This is a genomic window from Microbacterium sp. LKL04, assembly GCF_900102005.1.
Lineage (GTDB): Bacteria > Actinomycetota > Actinomycetes > Actinomycetales > Microbacteriaceae > Microbacterium.
On the sequence record NZ_LT627736.1, the window covers coordinates 1,114,856 to 1,131,058 of the forward strand.

The following is a 16,203-nucleotide window of genomic DNA, read 5'->3' on the forward strand; positions in this document are numbered from 1 at the left end:
CCGGCGGATTCAGCGCGTCAGGATGAGCGCTTCGCCCTGACCGCCGCCGCCGCACAGGCCGACCGCAGCGATCCCCGTCCCTCGACGAACGAGTTCGTGCACCGCGTGGACGACCAGTCGTGCACCGGAGGCGCCGATCGGGTGACCGATCGCGATACCGCCGCCGTGGATGTTCACGATGTCCTCGTCGACGCCGAGCTCCCGCTGCGACTGGGCGACGACCGCGCCGAAGGCCTCGTTGATCTCGACGACGTCCAGGTCGGATGCCGACAGCCCCTGCCGCTCGAGGGCGTGAGCGATTGCGCGGGCCGGCTGGGAGTGCAGCGAGCTGTCGGGTCCCGCCACCTGCCCTGCGGCGCCGATCACCCCGAGGACAGTCCATCCTTCTGCCTCGGCGCGGGATCGCGTCGTCACGACGACCGCGGCCGCGCCGTCCGAGATCGGCGAGGCGTTCCCCGCGGTGATGTCGCCGTCGGGTGAGAACGCAGGTCGCAGCCCCGCCAGGCTCTCCACCGTCGTATCGGGGCGGACGCCCTCGTCGGCGGTGATCCGTCGCGGCTCACCCTTGCGCTGGGGAACCTCGACCGTCACGATCTCCGCGTCGAACACGCCCGCCTCGGCCGCGGCGGCCGCACGCTGGTGCGAGAGCGCCGCGACGGAGTCCTGCTCCCGCCTCGTCAGTCCGAGACCCGGGTTGCGCCGCTCGGTCGAGAGCCCCATAGAGATCCCCTCGGCGGCGTCCGTGAGTCCGTCGTGCGCCATGTGGTCGAGGACCTCGATCGAGCCGTACGCCCAGCCGTCGCGCGAACCCGTCAGAAGGTGCGGGGCACGGGACATCGACTCCATCCCGCCGGCGACGACGACCGCGGCATCCCCCGACGCGATCATGCGCTTGGCGTCGATCACCGCGGTGAGACCGGACAGGCAGACCTTGTTGACGGAGGATGCCGGGACGCCCCAGCCGATGCCGGCCCCGAGAGCCGCCTGCCGCGCCGGATTCTGACCCGAACCGGCGGGCAGGACCTGTCCCATGATCACCGCGTCGACCGCCGCGGGATCCACCCCACCGCGTTCGAGGGCTCCGCGGATCGCGAACGACCCGAGCTCCGGCGCCGAGAAGGACGACAGCGCGCCCTTCAACTTGCCCTGCGGGGTGCGGGCCGCACCGACGATGACGATCTCTTCGCTCATGACTCCACCTTCGCATCGGACACGATGAGGCCCGGCTCCGTCGCGTCGCGGACATCCTGCACGCTGACGCCGGGGGCGCTCTCCACCAGCACCAGACCGTCGCCCGTGACGTCGATCACGGCGAGGTCCGTGATGATGCGGTCGACCACGCCGCGGCCGGTCAACGGCAGGGAACACGCGTCGACGATCTTCGGAGAGCCGTCCCGGGCGACGTGCTCCATCAGGACGATCACGCGGGCTGCGCCATGGACCAGGTCCATCGCCCCGCCCGGACCCTTGACCATCTTCCCGGGGATCATCCAGTTCGCGAGGTCGCCGGTCGCCGAGACCTGCATCGCGCCGAGGATCGCGGCGTCGATCTTCCCCCCGCGGATCATCCCGAAGCTGAGTGCGGAGTCGAAGAACGCAGCCCCCGGGAGCGTCGTCACCGTCTCCTTTCCCGCGTTGATGAGGTCGGGATCGACGTCGGCCTCTCGGGGGTAGGGCCCGACCCCCAGGATGCCGTTCTCGGACTGCAGTACGACCACGACCCCTTCGGGCACATGATTGGGAACCAGAGTCGGGAGCCCGATCCCCAGGTTCACGTAGGAGCCGTCCTGCAGCTCCGCGGCCGCCCGTGCCGCCATCTGATCCCTGGTCAGCGCCATCTCACTCCCCCTCCGCAGCGACCGTACGTCGCTCGATGCGCTTCTCGATCTCGGTCCCGACCTCCACCACACGATGCACGAAGACGCCGGGCAGGTGGACGGCATCCGGATCGATCCCGCCCGGCTCGATCAGCTCCTCGACCTGCGCGATGCAGACGCGACCCGCCATCGCGGCCAACGGGTTGAAGTTGCGGGCCGACTTCGCGAAGACGAGGTTCCCGTGCCGATCGCCGCGGAGCGCGTGCACGAAAGCGAAGTCGGTCGTGATCGCCTCCTCGAGCACGTACTCCTTCTCGACGCCATCGACCGCGAACGTCCGGACGTCCTTGGCCGGGGATGCCAGCGCCACCCCGCCCCGGCCGTCGTAGCGCCGCGGCAACCCGCCGTCGGCGACCTGCGTCCCGACGCCCGTCTGCGTGAAGAACGCCGCGATACCCGAGCCGCCGGCGCGCAACTTCTCGGCGAGGGTCCCTTGAGGCGTCAGCTCGAGTTCGAGTTCACCCGAGAGGAACTGCCGCTCGAACTCCTTGTTCTCACCGACGTAGGACGAGGTCATCTTCCGGATGCGGCGCGCACGCAGAAGGATGCCCAACCCCCAGTCGTCGACCCCGCAGTTGTTGGAGACGATCGAGAGGTCCGTTGTGCCCTGCGCGAGCAGGGCCTCGATCAGGGCGATCGGATTGCCCGAGAGCCCGAAACCGCCCACGGCGATGCTCGCGCCGTCCGGGATGTCGGCGACCGCCTCCGCCGCGCCTGCCACCGTCTTGTCGATCACTGCGCACTCCTTCGTGTCGTCCGCCCTCCAGCTTCCCCCGTCGGTGAGCCGGAGCGGGAACGGATGATTGCCATGTGGGCGAGCCGGCGCCTAGGGTCCACATTGTGGAACGACCCGCGGCATCCGTCCCCGGCGCGCAGGCGATCGCGCGCGCCGTCCACCTGCTGCGACTCGTGAGCGCGGCGGGGACGACGGGCAAGGGTGTGCGGGAGCTGGCCGTCGACGCCGGCCTTACACGCACGACCACCCACCGCCTCCTGTCCGCCCTCCGCGCGGAGGGGCTCGTCGACCAGGACGAACGGAGTGCGCGCTGGCTCGCAGGCCCGGAGCTGTTCCTCATGGGCGCCGCGGCCGCCCCTCGCTACGACGTCACCCATCTCGCGGGCGACATCGTCCGCTCCCTCGCAGTCAAGACGGAGGAGAGCGCGTTCCTGTCCGTCCGGAGAGGCGACGAGACCGTGTGCCTGGTGCGCGAGGAGGGCTCGTTCCCGATCCGGTCCTTCGTTCTCAGCGAGGGCGTCCGATTCCCCCTCGGCGTGGCGTCCGCCGGACTCGCCATCCTGTCTTTCCTGCCCCAGGAGGACGTGGATGCCTACCTCGTCCGACATCCCGAACTCGTCGCACGATGGGGTGAGGCCCACGATGCGGCGTCCCTCACACGGCGAGTCGCCGACACACGCGACCGCGGGTACGCCGTCAATCCCGGACTCATCGTGCCGGGGTCCTGGGGGCTGGGCGCGGCCGTCTTCGATCACGCGGGACGACCGGCGTGGGCCCTCAGCCTCACCGGGGTCGAGTTCCGGTTCGGCGCAGACCGGCTGCCGGAACTGGGCAGGCTGCTGCTCGCCCACGCGCACCAGCTGACGACGCGCGTCCAGTCCGCGAGACGGATGTGACGCGGGTCAGAGTCCGGCCGACTCCAGCCACCGGAGCCAGACCTCGCTGACCGTCGGGTACGCCGGGACAGCGTGCCACAAGCGCTCCAGCGGGACCTCGCCGACGATCGCGATGGTCGCGGCGTGCAGGAGCTCGGCGACGTCGGGTCCGACGAACGTCGCTCCGACGAGGACGCGCCGCTCGGTGTCGATGACGGCCCGCGACATGCCTTCGTAGCGGTCCGAGTGGGTACTGGCCCCGGCGACCCAGGACAGGTCGTAGTCGACGACCTGGACGGCGATGCCGGCGGCTCGCGCGGATGCCTCGGTGTGCCCGACGGCGGCGACCTCGGGGTCGGTGAACACGACCTGCGGCACGGCGGTATGGTCGGCCGTCGCTGCGAGCGGTCCCCAGGCCGAGGTGTCGACGTCGGTTGAGGCGGCGCGCCGCGCGATGACGTCGCCAGCGATCCTCGCCTGGTACTTGCCCTGGTGAGTGAGAAGCGCGCGGTGGTTGACATCGCCGACGGCGTAGAGCCAGTCGCTGCCGGGGACGCGGAGCGTGTCGTCGACCTCGATCCACTCTCCGGCCTTCTGCCCGACGGCGTCGAGCCCGACGTCCTCGGTGCGGGGCACCCGACCCGTGGCGACGAGGATCTCCTCGGCACGCACCGTCGACCCGTCGTCGAGCGACACTGTCACGCCGTCCTCGGCACGCTCGACGCCGGTGACCCCGACGCCGGTGCGGACGGTCGCGCCGGCAGCGGTGAGCGACGTGCCCACGGCCTCGCCGGCGAAGTCCTCGAGGCCGCCCAGCAGGGACGACCGGGCGATCACCGTGACCTCGGATCCGAATGCGGCGAACGCGGTCGCCATCTCGACCCCGACGACGCCGCCACCGAGCACGACGAGGGAGGACGGCACCTCGGTGACGCCGGTCGCCTCGCGGCTCGTCCACGGCGCGGCATCCCGCAGTCCGGGGATGTCGGGCAGCAGCGCAGCCGAGCCCGTGCACACGGCGACCGCGTGGCGCGCGCGGAGTACCGTCGTCGACCCGTCGGCAGCCTCGACCGTGACCTGCTTCTCCGCCGTCAGGCGGCCGTGACCCCGGACGAGATCGATCCCTGCGCTCTCCAGCCACTCGACCTGCGACGTGTCCTGGTAGTCGTGCACCATCCGGTCGCGTCGCGCGAGGACGGCCGCGACGTCGACGCCCCCGCTCACCGCCTCGGCAGCGCCCGCGACGTCTCGGGCGGCCCGCAGAGCGGCGGGTGCCCGCAGAAGCGCTTTCGACGGCATGCACGCCCAGTACGAGCACTCGCCGCCGACGAGTTCGCTCTCCACGATCACGGCCGACAATCCGCCGCGCACGGCCCTGTCGGCGACGTTCTCGCCGACAGGGCCGGCTCCGATGACGATGAGGTCGTACTCGCGTGTGGTCATGCCCCACACCGTACCGAGCGGACGCCTCCCGAGGCCGCCCCTTGCCATATCGGGCAGATGACGTCAATGGACGCCCGGGACTGCCGGGATGTCGGAGGTCTGTGGTTTGCTGAAGCACCGGCCGAAAGGACCCCTATGGCGATCGAATTCCGATCCGTCACGAAGCGATTCGGCGACGGAGCAGCCGCCGTCGACGACGTCTCCCTCGAGATGCCGGCTCGCAAGACGACGGTGCTGGTCGGATCCTCCGGCTGCGGCAAGACGACGTTGCTCCGGATGATCAACCGGCTCATCGAACCGACCTCCGGCGACATCACGATCGACGGCGAGTCGATCCGCTCGCGCGACGCCGTGCAGTTGCGTCGCAGCATCGGTTACGTCCTCCAGAACGCCGGCCTCCTCCCCCACTACACCGTGGCCGACAACATCGCGACCGTGCCGGTGCTCACGGGCCAGACCCGCGCGAGCGCCCGGCGTCGCGCGTTGGAGCTGATGGAGGTCGTCGGCCTCGACACGGCGTTCGCCGACCGCTATCCCGCTCAGCTCTCGGGCGGTCAGCAGCAGCGCGTCGGGGTCGCACGCGCACTCGCCGCGGACCCCAACATCCTGCTCATGGACGAGCCCTTCGGGGCGGTCGACCCCATCGTGCGCAAGGAGCTGCAGGCTGAGGTCATCCGGCTGCAGCGCGAACTCGACAAGACGATCGTCTTCGTGACCCACGACATCGACGAAGCATTCCTCCTGGGTGACCAGGTCGTCATCCTCCAGAAGGGCGCTCGCATCGCGCAGCGCGGGACGCCGTCGGAGATCATCGAGGGCCCCGCCGACGAGTTCGTCGCGAGCTTCATCGGCGCCGACCGCGGTGCGCGGGCCTTCCACGCCAAGCAGACCGACCGGGGCACGGTGCTCGTCGACGGGTCCGGCCGTACGCAGGGCGTCCTTCTTCCCGGCGCGCCGGGTGACGAAGGGTGACGCCCGGATGAACTGGGTCTCCGAGAACCTCGACCTGATCGGACAGCTGACTCTCGCCCATCTCCGACAGAGCGCCATCTCGATCATCCTCGGTTTCGTCATCGCCATCCCCCTCGGCTGGGCGGCGTTCCGGTTCACGAGGCTCCGCGGCACGCTGCTGGGCGTGGTCGGCATCCTCTACACGATCCCCTCGTTCGGGTTGTTCGCCCTCATCAGCGCGACGACGGGCATCGGTCTGCTCTCCGAGACGAACCTCGTCGTCGCCCTCACGATCTACGCGGTCGCGATCATGACGCGCTCCGTGACCGACGGCCTCGCATCGGTGGATGCCGCGGTCCGCAGCGCGGCGGTCGCCGTCGGGTTCGGGCCGGTCAAGCGCTTCTGGACGGTGGACTTCCCGCTCGCCGGCCCGGTCATGCTCGCGGGTCTGCGGGTGACCGCGGTCTCGACGATCTCGCTCGCCACGGTCGGAGCACTCATCGGGGTGCAGAACCTCGGGTACCTCTTCACCAACGGATCGCAGCGGCGGATCATCCCCGAAGTGCTCGCGGGTGTCCTGGCCGTCGTGGTCATCGCCCTCGTGATCGATCTCGTCCTCGTGCTCGCCGGGCGTGCGCTCATGCCGTGGACCCGCCGGACACGAGTGCCCCGCGAGCGTGCACGCGCGGCGGAGGTGACGGCATGAACGTCTTCCTCGAGGCCTTCGCGTGGATCTTCTCCCCCGACCGGGCCACCGGCTACCTCCCCCTTTGGGAGGCCGTCCTTCAGCACCTCGGTTTCACCTTCGGCTCGGTCGCGATCGCCGCGATCATCGCGATCCCCGCCGGGTGGGCGATCGGCCACACCGGCAAGGGCCGTGAGATCGCCGTGTTCCTCTCGGGAGCCGCGCGGTCCCTCCCCTCGCTGGGGCTCGTCGTCCTGCTGTACCTCGTCATCGGCGTCAACTTCAAGGAGCAGGCCGCCGTGGTGGCCTTCGTCCTCCTCGCGATCCCGTCGATCCTCGCCGGGGCCTACGCCGGCGTCGAAGCGATCAGCCGGTCCACCGTGGAGGCGGGACGCGCCGTCGGGATGACGCCGATGCAGATCCTCTGGAAGATCGAGGTCCCCCTCGGCCTCCCCCTGCTCATCGGCGGCATCCGTTCAGCGGTCCTGCAAGTCGTGGCGACGGTCACCATCGCGGCATACGTGGGTCTGGGCGGCCTCGGCTTCGCCCTCATCCAGGGCATCCAGACCCGTAACGCCGCCCAGATCCTCGGTGCGTCGATCGTCGTCGTCGTCCTCGCCCTCGCACTGGACGGGATCTTCGCCCTCTTCCAGCGCATCGTCGTGCCCCGCGGCGTCGCCGTCCAGCACGCTTCCCCCGCGCGTCGCCGCACCCGGCGCACGGCCGTTCCGACCACCTGACCCAGACATCCCGACCACCACCCCACCCGGAGGCATCCATGTCCATCACACGCACCCGCATCCTGCCAGCCGTCGGCCTCGCTGCCGTCGCCATCGTCGCCCTCTCCGCCTGCGGCTCGAGCGACTCCCTCGAGGGCAGCGGCTCGAACGGCAACGACGGCGGAGGAGACCAGTCGAAGACGATCGTCGTCGGCTCGCAGTCGTACCCGTCGAACGAGATCATCGCCGAGATCTACTCGCAGGTGCTCGAGAGCGACGGCTTCACGGTCGAACGGAAGTTCGCGATCGGACAGCGTGACGCGTACATGCCGTCGATCGAGGACGGCTCCATCGATCTCTTCCCCGAGTACACGGGCAGCCTGCTGCAGTACTACGACAAGTCCGCGACGGCGGGATCGGCCGACGAGGTCTACGCAGCCATGGAGAAGGTGCTGCCGGAGAACCTGACGGCGCTCGATTACTCGCCGGCGACCGACCAGGATTCCTACAACGTCACCGCTGCATTCGCGAAGGAGAACAACCTCACCGAGATCGGCGACCTGGCCAGCCTCACGGATCTGACGTTCGGCGGCGCGCCCGAGCTGGAGCAGCGCCCCTACTTCACCGACCTCCAGAAGGTGTACGGCGTCGATGCCAAGTTCGAGGCGACCGCCGACACGACCGTCGACGAACTCGTCGCGGGCAACATCCAGGTGGCCAACGTGTACAGCGCCGACCCGCGCATCGAGACCGAGGATCTCGTCACGCTCCAGGACCCTAAGGGACTCTTCCTCGCCGCGAACGTGGTCCCCATCGCCAACGCCGACAAGGCTGATGAGATCGCGGACGTCATCAACAAGGTGAGCGCGGCGATGAGCCCTGAAGAGCTCGTGGCCATGAACGTCGAGTCCACCGACGGACAGCGCTCGAGCGCGGACATCGCCAAGGACTGGATCGCTGAGAACCTCGGCTGAGTCATGACAGGCGAGGGCCCGCAGGACATCACCGGATCCGTCAGCGTCGTCATCCCCGTGAAGGACGACGCCGAAGGACTCCGGCGATGCCTCCGGGCCCTCGCTCTGCAGACACGTGCGGCCGACGAGATCGTCGTCGTCGACAACGGCTCGGACGACGATTCCGCCCGTGTCGCGCGTGAGGGCGGGGCCCGAGTCGTCGCGTGCGCCCAGCCCGGCATCCCCGCCGCCGCCGCGACCGGCTACGACGCTGCGAAGGGTGAGTTGATCCTCCGGCTCGACGCGGACTGCGTGCCGGCCGCATCGTGGATCGAGACCATGAGTACCGTCGCCCATCGACGACCCGACGTCGACGTCTTCGCCGGTGGCGCTCGGTTCATCGACGGCCCTCGCCCGCTCCGACGGCCCCTGGCCGCGGCGTACCTCGGCAGTTACGGACTGGTTCTCACCCCCACCCTGGGCCACCTCCCTCTTTTCGGGTCGAACCTGGCGATGCGTCGCAGCGCGTGGAGGCGGGTCAGTGATGCGGTGCACCGCGGCGATCCGGAACTACACGACGATCTCGACCTCGCGTTCCACCTGGGTGAACACCACCGGATCCGCTTCGTCCCCGAGGCAGGAATGGGTATCTCGATGCGGCCGTTCGCGTCCGCATCGGCCTTCCGGCGGCGGATCGTCCGCGGCATCCGTACGGTCGTGTCGCACTGGCCCGCGGACTTCGCGCCTATCCGAGTGGCCCGCTCTGTCCTGCGCCGCGCACGCCGTCATCGCGGTCCCGGGGAGCAGCGGACATGACTCCTCTCCTCGGCGATGTCGGTGGGGGTCTCCTTCACCTCGCGACCTTCAACGTGCGCCGTCCCCTCCCCCGCTTCCTCTCCCTTCCCGCTGACAGCTGGGACCGTCGCCGGCAGGCGATGATGCGGATGTTGGCCCGCGAGGCCCCGGCGGTGCTCGCCACGCAGGAGGTCTTGCCCTCACCTGCTCGCGACATCCTGCAGTCGTTGGGAACGTCGTACACACGCATCGGCGTGGGACGCGGACGCGGAGGACGGGGCGAAGGCTGTCCGATCTTCTTCGACACTGCGCGACTCGAGCTCGTCGCGACACGACAGCTCGCTCTCTCCGACACCCCGGAGCTCCAGGGATCCCGCTCGTGGGGCAACCTCGTCCCCCGGATCATGGTCGTCGGGGTCTTCCGGCATCGGACCACCGGCGCACGGTTCGCAGTGGTCAACACCCACCTGGATCCGTTCTCCGCTCGTTCCCGCCTGCGCGCCGCCGACGCTGTACGAGACGAGGTACGGCGTCTCGGCATCCCGGCCGTCGTGACGGGTGACCTGAACGCCGGAGTGGACTCGGCGACTCAGCGTGCGCTTCTGAAAGACGACCTCCTGACGGATGCCTGGGCCACGGCGGACGAGCGGGTGACGCCCGCGTTCGGCACGTACACGGGATACCGCGACCCGATCCGCGGCGGAGCACGGATCGACGTGATCCTGACAAGCCCCGACATCGCGGTGGACCGCATCGGCATCGATGCTCGGCGAGAGGACGGTATTGCGCCGTCGGATCACCTGGCGATCCACGCGGCGATCGAGGTGCCCAGATGAGACACGATCCCCTTCGCCGGGCCCACACCGCGACGGAATGGATGGCCGACGGCGTCCGCCTCCTGGGTCTCGTGAGCGTGCTGGCCGCCGCCATCTGGTGGACTCCGACGGATGCCGGCATCCTGGCCCTCGCCCTGCCCGCACTTCTGATCCCCCGAGCGATCGCTGCCAGACCGGGCTTCGATCTCCTCTACGGAGCCACGGTCACCGTCGCGGCCTGGAGCAACGTCCTCGATCTGTACCGATCGATCGCCTGGTGGGACCTCGTCGTGCACTTCGCCGCCACCGGACTGATCGCAGCAATGGCGCTTCTGCTCCTGCAGCGCGCCGGCGTGGTGCCCCCGACGCTCCCCCGCCGGGGCACCGTCGTCCTCGTCCCCACGATCGGGCTCGCCATCAGTGCTCTGTGGGAGATGGTCGAATGGCTCGGCAAGACCTACCTGGCTCCCGACATCTTCGTCACGTACCAGGACACGATCGGCGATATGGCCGTCGGCGGGCTCGGCTCGCTTCTGACGGGCATCGTGCTCACTCGCGTCACCATCGACCGGTCCGCGCTCGTCGCGGTGAACAAGGAGGAAGAGACATGGCAGATCTGAAGAAGGGCGATCGCGTCAGCTGGAACACGTCGCAGGGACGGACGCAGGGCACCGTCACCGAGCGGAAGACGAGCGACTTCACCTTCGATGGTCAGGACTTCACCGCCTCATCGGACGAGCCCGCCTTCATCGTGGAATCCGAGAAGACCGGCGCGAAAGCAGCGCACAAAGGGTCCGCGTTGCGGAAACTCTCGTCGTGACGCGATGACGCCTGACACGACCTGCGATCTCATCGGCGCCGTCGTAGGCCACCTGTTGGGCGCTCCGGACGATTGGGCGCATCCTTCTCGATGGTGCTCACCTTCGGCGGAGGGCGTCTAAGGGGAAGGTACGAGCGGGACCTGAGCCCACATCTGGGCTGAGGCACGCGAGCGCGGCGACGGCATCCGCTCCCTCGAGGACGGAGAATCGTCCCATGCCCATCGTCGACAACGCCGTGTACGTGGACGGCCATCGCATCACAGACCCCTCGAATCTCAGCGAGACGTTCGAGCACATGCGGAATCATCACGGGATGGCCTGGATCGGGCTGTACCGCCCGACCGAGGACGAGGTCGCCGCTGTCGCTGCGGAGTTCTCGCTGCACCCGCTCGCCGTCGAGGACGCCTTGACCGGTCATCAGCGCGCCAAGCTCGAACGGTACGGCGATGTCCTGTTCGCCGTGCTCCGGCCGGCGCGCTACAACGATCGGACGGAGTCGGTGGCGTTCGGCGAACTCCACGTGTTCGTGGGCCCCGATTTCGTCGTGACGGTGCGGCACGCGGACTCGCCCGATCTCGCTCAGGTACGCGCCCGGATGGAGCAGCAGCCGGAGCTCCTGCGCATGGGGCCGGAAGCGATCCTCTACGCCATCCTCGATCAGGTCGTCGATGAGTACGCGCCGGTCACCACCGGCGTGGAGAACGACATCGACGAGATCGAGGAGGTGCTCTTCGGCGGATCGGATGCCGGCCTCTCGCAGCGCATCTACGGCTTGGCTCGCGAGGTGATCGCGCTCCACAAGTCGACGCTCCCGCTCGACGACATGCTGCAGCGGCTGCTGCAGGGATCGGACAAGTACGGGGTCGACATCGAACTCCAGCGATCGCTGCGGGATGTCCTCGATCACGTCATCCGCCTCAACGAGCGGATCGTGGCGTTCCGCTCCATCCTCGAGAACGCGTTGACGGTGCACTCCACCCTCGTCACCCAGCGTCAGACCGACACGTCACTCGAACAGAACGATCAGGTGAAGAAGATCTCCGGGTGGGCGGCGATCCTGTTCGGCCCGTCCCTGGTGGGAACGATCTACGGCATGAACTTCGAGAACATGCCCGAGCTCCGATGGACGTACGGCTACCCGATGGCTCTCGGCCTGATGGTCGCAAGCTCCGTCGCCCTCTACGTCGTGTTCAAGCGCAAACACTGGCTCTGACGGCACCTCCGGCGTCCGAGAAGACTGCGGAAAAGCAGAAGGCCCCGATCACTGGCGAGAGTGATCGAGGCCGTCCGTGCACCCCCCGGGACTCGAACCCGGAACCCACTGATTAAGAGTCAGTTGCTCTGCCGATTGAGCTAGAGGTGCGTGATTCGAAGAACTCGAACCGAGGGTCAACACTAGCATCACGATTGCGTCCCGCGCCAATCGAGGCGCCCTGCACGCATCGGCGCACTCAGGTGCACGCCGTATCCTGGACACCGTGACGCCCTCTCCCTCTTCGACGGACTGGACAGCCCCCTTCGGCGACGACCTCAGTGACGACCTCGCGCTCGCCCTTCGCCTCGCGGATGCCGCGGATCGCGTCTCGATGGAACGCTTCGACGCACCCGATCTCGAGATCAGGACGAAAGCCGATGCCACACACGTCACCGAGGCCGACCTCGCTACGGAGCGCGCCATCCGCGACCTCCTGACCGCGGAGCGTCCCGGCGACGGGATCCTCGGCGAGGAGTACGGCACGAGTGGCGACACTCGCCGCCAGTGGATCATCGATCCGATCGACGGCACCGCGAACTACCTCAAGGGCATCCCCATGTGGGCGACCCTCATTGCCCTCGTCATCGACGGCGCCCCGCGCGTCGGAGTCGTCAGCCAGCCTGCCATCTCCCGCCGCTGGTGGGGCGCCACGGGGTCCGGTGCGTGGACGCGCACCGCCGACGGCGCGACCCGCCCGATCCGGACCTCGGACGTCACCTCGCTCGGCGACGCGAGCATCAGCTTCCAGAGCATCGGTCAGTGGGATGCCGCGGGTCGCACGGACGCTCTTCTGCGCCTCACGCGCGCCGTGTGGCGAGACCGTGGGTACGGCGACGCCTGGCCGTACATGCTCCTCGCCGAGGGACGCCTCGAGTTCGTCGCGGAGTTCGACGTCCGCGAGTACGACATCGCGGCTCACGTCCCGATCATCATCGAGGCCGGCGGTCGCTTCACCGACATCGACGGCGGGGAGCGACTCGACGCCCGGTCGTCGCTGGCGACCAACGGCATCCTGCACGACTCCTTCCTGGAGATGCTGCGAACGTGACGCTCCTTTCCGCACGTCTGCGGGCGGCCGGGATCGTCGCGGTCGGCTCGGTCGTCCTGCTCAGTGCCTGCGTCCCCGGGGGCGCCCCCGGCGCCGCTCCTTCCGACGGCACGCCGCAGGCGTCGTCGACCGCGGGACCTGGGCCGGCGCAGATCGATCCGGACGACGTCACCTGCGAGAACATGCTCTCTCCCGACACCGTCGAGACGTTCGGTTCGACGGGGTGGACGGTACGGGAGGATCCGTTCGTCATCCTCGACCTCGAACTGCCGAAGGGGATCGCGTGCACCTGGGGGGACTTCAGCTCCCCGACGAACGACGACCTCATCCTCTTCGGGTGGTCTCCGATCAGCGAGGCCGACGCGTCTGCGGCGGAGGCCGCTCTGGAAGCGGAAGGATGGCTCCGCGAAGACGATCCTCGCGGCACGATGATCACCGAGGATCCGTCGTCAGCCCTGCGCCTGGACGACCAGGGGTATGGGATGACCTATCTGTTCCGCAACGGATGGGTGGAGGTCTCGGACACGAGACAAGGTCTCGACCTGATCGACCTCGGCTGAGTGAACGACGAAGCCCCCGCATCCGCGAACGGACCGGGGGCTGTACTCCGTGACAACGGTTCGTGGAGATGGGGGGAATCGAACCCCCGTCCATCGCTGAGAGACGGCGTCTTCTCCGGGCGCAGTCTGTAAGAGGCGTTCTGCTCGGCTCCGACCTTCAGTACAGACACATAAGTCGACGAGCCCAGCCTGAAAAAGTCCCGCGTGACGCTCAGGCGACGCCACGCAGCGAGATCCCTTAGATGACGCCAGGGACCGTGAGGGGATCACTCACGGACTGACGGACTCGAGCTGGCTGCTTACGCAGCGAGGGCGAAGTCGGACTGCTTCTTATTGGCAGTTATTGGTTCGCAGAGATCGTTTACGAGATAACCCTGCATCCTCGGCCCGCTTCCCGCAGAGTCACAGGCGATGTCGAAACCGATCATCCCCGAGACGCCTGGCGGCGTATGGACCGTTGTCACGCTGTGGAGTTGTCATATCTCGGATGCCGGAGCGTCCGAGCATCCCAGACTACCACCGCTCGAGTCGGGATCACTCGGCGAGGAAATACTCGGCGGCGAGAGGCGCGATCTCCATCCTGCCGGCATCGCCGTGCGACGCCCATCGAAGCTCCGCGATCTCCGCGGCAGCGACCGGCACCTGCCCGCCGAGCGACACCTCGAACACGTCCGCGACGACCTCGTGACCCGGTTCGTTCGCGGCGTCCGCACGGAAGACACCGACCCCTCGGAGATCCTCGAGCCCGACCGCCACGCCGAGCTCCTCGCCCAGTTCGCGGACGAGCGTCTCGGCCGGCGTCTCCCCCGGCTCCGGCTTGCCGCCGGGCTGCATGAAGGCGCTCGTGCCGCTCTTGCGCACCAGCAGCAACCTGCCGGCGTCGTCACGGATAACGGCCGCCGATACGCGGATGGACGGAGCGGAGCCGGCGTCGGGGAGTATCACGCGAAAACGCTAACAGTCGGGCCGACGTACAATCTCATGTGCTCCCCGACGCCCTGCCCGACGAACCCGGGATCGATCCCGACGACCTCGCCACGACGCTCCGCGTCCTCGCGATGCTGTCGTCCCTCCCCCAGACGCATCCCGACTTCATCACGGTCCGACAGGCGACCGCCGCCATGTTCAAGGCGGCGAAGAAGGAGCGGCGGCGCGAGATCCGTCAGGCGATCGCCGACGCCGACCGCGATGTCGTTCATGCGACGGCGACCGGCGCACCCGACCGCATCGATGACGAGACCCGAGGCATACCCATCGCGGCACGAACCGCCGCGCCCATCGCCGGCGTGCTGAAGAAGGCGCGCGGGTGCTACATCTGCAAGCAGCCGTACACGGTCGTCGACGCCTTCTACCATCAGCTCTGCCCCGACTGCGCGGCCCTCAGCCACGCCAAGCGCGACGCTCGCACCGACCTGACGGGTCGCCGCGCCCTCCTCACCGGCGGTCGAGCGAAGATCGGCATGTACATCGCGCTGCGCCTGCTGCGGGACGGCGCGCACACGACCATCACCACCCGGTTCCCCCGTGACGCCGTGCGCCGCTTCCGCGCGCTGCCCGACTCGGCGGACTGGATCGATCGACTCAAGATCGTCGGCATCGACCTCCGCGACCCGGCACAGGTCATCGCTCTCGCCGACGACGTCGCCGCGGACGGCCCGCTCGACATCATCATCAACAACGCAACGCAGACCGTGAGGCGCTCCCCCGGCGCCTACCAGCCGCTCATCGACGCCGAACTCGCACCACTGCCCGACGGTCCACTCCCCGCACTGGTCACCTTCGGGCACACGAACGACCGGCATCCCGAGGCCCTCGAGCGCTCCGTGAGCGCCCATCCGATCCTGGCTGCCGCAGCCGACCGTGCGGACATCCTCACCCGCGAGGCGATGACCGCAGGATCCACCTCGCTCGACCGACTCGCGGACGGGACCGCGATCGATGCGGGCGGACTTATCCCCGACCTCGACCACTCCAACTCCTGGGTGCAGCGCGTCGAGCAGGTCGACCCCCTCGAGATGCTCGAGGTCCAGCTCGCGAACACGACCGCTCCGTTCCTGCTCGTGTCGAAGCTGCGGCCGTCCCTTGCTGCGAGCCCGGCGCGGCGCACCTACATCGTCAATGTCAGCGCGATGGAGGGCGTCTTCGAACGCGGCTATAAGGGACCGGGGCATCCTCACACCAACATGGCCAAAGCAGCGGTCAACATGCTCACCCGCACGAGCGCACGCGAGATGTTCGAATCCGACGGCATCCTGATGACGAGCGTCGACACCGGGTGGATCACCGACGAGCGCCCCCACCCCACGAAGGTCCGGCTCGCCGAAGAGGGCTTCCACGCACCGCTCGACCTCGTCGACGGTGCCGCGCGCGTCTACGACCCCATCGTTCGGGGTGAGGCCGGTGACGATGTGTTCGGCGTCTTCCTCAAGGACTACGCCCCCAGCCGCTGGTGATCTCTCTTCCCGAACCCGGATCCCGCGTCGTGGTGCGCTACGTGCTGCCGGATGGACGCGCCACCGACGCTCTGGGTCCGCTCGTCAGCGTCGAGGCGGACCTCGTCGTGGTCGAGGGCGTCCGCGGAACCGTGCGCATCCCGCGCGGTGCGATCATCGCGGCGAAGGCCGTTCCCCCGCCGCCGGAACCCCGGCGACGCCTCCGGCGGCCGTGAGG

19 protein-coding genes, 1 tRNA gene and 1 other RNA gene are annotated in these 16,203 nt (G+C 68.8%); 14 read left to right on the forward strand and 7 right to left on the reverse strand.

Going from position 1 to position 16,203, the window contains the following annotated elements:
- Positions 1–9: 9 nt before the first annotated feature.
- The 3 genes from BLP38_RS05530 to BLP38_RS05540 are packed head-to-tail and all read right to left on the reverse strand — an operon-like array spanning position 10 to position 2,613.
- Positions 10–1,191 (reverse strand): acetyl-CoA C-acetyltransferase, encoded by a 1,182-nt coding sequence (locus BLP38_RS05530; RefSeq protein ID WP_091354130.1) that lies wholly within the window; start codon positions 1,189–1,191, stop codon positions 10–12.
- On the reverse strand, positions 1,188–1,838 hold the full coding sequence (locus BLP38_RS05535) for a 3-oxoacid CoA-transferase subunit B (protein ID WP_172824661.1): 651 nt from the start codon (positions 1,836–1,838) through the stop codon (positions 1,188–1,190). Before BLP38_RS05535 ends, BLP38_RS05530 begins: the two co-directional genes overlap by 4 nt.
- A gap of 1 nt (position 1,839) precedes the next feature.
- The gene (locus tag BLP38_RS05540; protein ID WP_091354133.1) at positions 1,840–2,613 is read right to left on the reverse strand and encodes a CoA transferase subunit A; all 774 of its coding nucleotides are present in this window, start codon (positions 2,611–2,613) and stop codon (positions 1,840–1,842) included.
- Between the two features lie 104 nt (positions 2,614–2,717).
- Between BLP38_RS05540 and BLP38_RS05545 the strand changes: the two genes are divergently transcribed.
- Positions 2,718–3,509, forward strand: coding sequence for an IclR family transcriptional regulator (locus tag BLP38_RS05545; protein ID WP_091354137.1), 792 nt, complete (start codon positions 2,718–2,720; stop codon positions 3,507–3,509).
- Between the two features lie 6 nt (positions 3,510–3,515).
- Here the strand turns inward: BLP38_RS05545 and BLP38_RS05550 are convergent, their stop codons facing one another.
- Positions 3,516–4,931, reverse strand: coding sequence for a dihydrolipoyl dehydrogenase family protein (locus tag BLP38_RS05550; protein WP_091354140.1), 1,416 nt, complete (start codon positions 4,929–4,931; stop codon positions 3,516–3,518).
- A gap of 135 nt (positions 4,932–5,066) precedes the next feature.
- Here BLP38_RS05550 and BLP38_RS05555 point away from each other — a divergent pair, with 135 nt between their 5' ends.
- The 9 genes from BLP38_RS05555 to corA all read left to right on the forward strand — a co-directional run bounded on the left by BLP38_RS05555 (position 5,067) and on the right by corA (position 11,883).
- Complete coding sequence (locus BLP38_RS05555) at positions 5,067–5,903, forward strand: ABC transporter ATP-binding protein (protein WP_091354143.1); 837 nt, start codon at positions 5,067–5,069, stop codon at positions 5,901–5,903.
- Between the two features lie 7 nt (positions 5,904–5,910).
- Positions 5,911–6,588 carry an ABC transporter permease gene (locus tag BLP38_RS05560; protein WP_091354147.1) on the forward strand — a complete coding sequence of 226 codons (678 nt, stop codon included), beginning with the start codon at positions 5,911–5,913 and terminating at the stop codon, positions 6,586–6,588.
- The gene (locus tag BLP38_RS05565; RefSeq protein ID WP_091354150.1) at positions 6,585–7,307 is read left to right on the forward strand and encodes an ABC transporter permease; all 723 of its coding nucleotides are present in this window, start codon (positions 6,585–6,587) and stop codon (positions 7,305–7,307) included. Before BLP38_RS05560 ends, BLP38_RS05565 begins: the two co-directional genes overlap by 4 nt.
- Positions 7,308–7,345: 38 nt before the next feature.
- On the forward strand, positions 7,346–8,260 hold the full coding sequence (locus tag BLP38_RS05570) for an ABC transporter substrate-binding protein (protein WP_091354154.1): 915 nt from the start codon (positions 7,346–7,348) through the stop codon (positions 8,258–8,260).
- Between the two features lie 3 nt (positions 8,261–8,263).
- On the forward strand, positions 8,264–9,055 hold the full coding sequence (locus tag BLP38_RS05575) for a glycosyltransferase family A protein (protein WP_091354159.1): 792 nt from the start codon (positions 8,264–8,266) through the stop codon (positions 9,053–9,055).
- A complete protein-coding gene (locus tag BLP38_RS05580; RefSeq protein WP_091354163.1) occupies positions 9,052–9,870 on the forward strand; it encodes an endonuclease/exonuclease/phosphatase family protein in 819 nt (272 codons plus the stop codon). The genes BLP38_RS05575 and BLP38_RS05580 overlap by 4 nt, the downstream gene beginning before the upstream one ends.
- Positions 9,867–10,469: a DUF2238 domain-containing protein gene (locus BLP38_RS05585; RefSeq protein ID WP_091354166.1), complete on the forward strand. Its 603-nt coding sequence runs from the start codon at positions 9,867–9,869 to the stop codon at positions 10,467–10,469. The genes BLP38_RS05580 and BLP38_RS05585 overlap by 4 nt, the downstream gene beginning before the upstream one ends.
- Positions 10,457–10,669 (forward strand): DUF2945 domain-containing protein, encoded by a 213-nt coding sequence (locus tag BLP38_RS05590; RefSeq protein WP_091354169.1) that lies wholly within the window; start codon positions 10,457–10,459, stop codon positions 10,667–10,669. The genes BLP38_RS05585 and BLP38_RS05590 overlap by 13 nt, the downstream gene beginning before the upstream one ends.
- Before the next feature lie 215 nt (positions 10,670–10,884).
- Complete coding sequence (corA, locus tag BLP38_RS05595) at positions 10,885–11,883, forward strand: magnesium/cobalt transporter CorA (RefSeq protein ID WP_091354172.1); 999 nt, start codon at positions 10,885–10,887, stop codon at positions 11,881–11,883.
- Positions 11,884–11,960: 77 nt separating this feature from the next.
- Here the strand turns inward: corA and BLP38_RS05600 are convergent.
- Positions 11,961–12,033: transfer RNA gene (locus BLP38_RS05600), tRNA-Lys, on the reverse strand.
- A 115-nt stretch (positions 12,034–12,148) separates the two neighbouring features.
- Here BLP38_RS05600 and BLP38_RS05605 point away from each other — a divergent pair.
- Together BLP38_RS05605 and BLP38_RS05610 are read left to right on the forward strand one after the other, a co-directional pair.
- Positions 12,149–12,973 carry an inositol monophosphatase family protein gene (locus BLP38_RS05605; protein WP_091354176.1) on the forward strand — a complete coding sequence of 275 codons (825 nt, stop codon included), beginning with the start codon at positions 12,149–12,151 and terminating at the stop codon, positions 12,971–12,973.
- On the forward strand, positions 12,970–13,533 hold the full coding sequence (locus tag BLP38_RS05610; protein WP_091354179.1) for a hypothetical protein: 564 nt from the start codon (positions 12,970–12,972) through the stop codon (positions 13,531–13,533). The genes BLP38_RS05605 and BLP38_RS05610 overlap by 4 nt, the downstream gene beginning before the upstream one ends.
- Before the next feature lie 60 nt (positions 13,534–13,593).
- On the opposite strand, the gene ssrA is transcribed toward BLP38_RS05610, so the two are convergent.
- Both ssrA and BLP38_RS05620 read right to left on the reverse strand, forming a co-directional pair.
- Positions 13,594–13,965, reverse strand: a transfer-messenger RNA (tmRNA) gene (gene ssrA / locus BLP38_RS05615).
- 102 nt (positions 13,966–14,067) lie between these two features.
- Positions 14,068–14,475, reverse strand: a complete 408-nt coding sequence (locus BLP38_RS05620) for an NUDIX hydrolase (protein ID WP_091359574.1) — start codon at positions 14,473–14,475, stop codon at positions 14,068–14,070.
- A 41-nt stretch (positions 14,476–14,516) separates the two neighbouring features.
- Between BLP38_RS05620 and BLP38_RS05625 the strand changes: the two genes are divergently transcribed.
- Positions 14,517–15,986, forward strand: coding sequence for an SDR family oxidoreductase (locus BLP38_RS05625; protein ID WP_091354183.1), 1,470 nt, complete (start codon positions 14,517–14,519; stop codon positions 15,984–15,986).
- Positions 15,983–16,201, forward strand: coding sequence for a putative acetyltransferase (locus BLP38_RS05630; RefSeq protein ID WP_231916574.1), 219 nt, complete (start codon positions 15,983–15,985; stop codon positions 16,199–16,201). Before BLP38_RS05625 ends, BLP38_RS05630 begins: the two co-directional genes overlap by 4 nt.
- Positions 16,202–16,203: the final 2 nt, after the last annotated feature.

Excerpts from the sequence above, each read along its gene's own strand:
- BLP38_RS05530 (WP_091354130.1), bottom strand. The coding sequence starts at position 1,191 with ATGAGCGAAGAGATCGTCATCGTCGGTGCGGCCCGCACCCCGCAGGGC.
- BLP38_RS05535 (WP_172824661.1), bottom strand. The coding sequence starts at position 1,838 with ATGGCGCTGACCAGGGATCAGATGGCGGCACGGGCGGCCGCGGAGCTG.
- BLP38_RS05590 (WP_091354169.1), top strand. The coding sequence starts at position 10,457 with ATGGCAGATCTGAAGAAGGGCGATCGCGTCAGCTGGAACACGTCGCAG.
- corA (WP_091354172.1), top strand. The coding sequence starts at position 10,885 with ATGCCCATCGTCGACAACGCCGTGTACGTGGACGGCCATCGCATCACA.
- BLP38_RS05565 (WP_091354150.1), top strand. The coding sequence starts at position 6,585 with ATGAACGTCTTCCTCGAGGCCTTCGCGTGGATCTTCTCCCCCGACCGG.
- BLP38_RS05575 (WP_091354159.1), top strand. The coding sequence starts at position 8,264 with ATGACAGGCGAGGGCCCGCAGGACATCACCGGATCCGTCAGCGTCGTC.
- BLP38_RS05585 (WP_091354166.1), top strand. The coding sequence starts at position 9,867 with ATGAGACACGATCCCCTTCGCCGGGCCCACACCGCGACGGAATGGATG.
- BLP38_RS05555 (WP_091354143.1), top strand. The coding sequence starts at position 5,067 with ATGGCGATCGAATTCCGATCCGTCACGAAGCGATTCGGCGACGGAGCA.
- BLP38_RS05550 (WP_091354140.1), bottom strand. The coding sequence starts at position 4,931 with ATGACCACACGCGAGTACGACCTCATCGTCATCGGAGCCGGCCCTGTC.
- BLP38_RS05580 (WP_091354163.1), top strand. The coding sequence starts at position 9,052 with ATGACTCCTCTCCTCGGCGATGTCGGTGGGGGTCTCCTTCACCTCGCG.
- BLP38_RS05570 (WP_091354154.1), top strand. The coding sequence starts at position 7,346 with ATGTCCATCACACGCACCCGCATCCTGCCAGCCGTCGGCCTCGCTGCC.
- BLP38_RS05560 (WP_091354147.1), top strand. The coding sequence starts at position 5,911 with ATGAACTGGGTCTCCGAGAACCTCGACCTGATCGGACAGCTGACTCTC.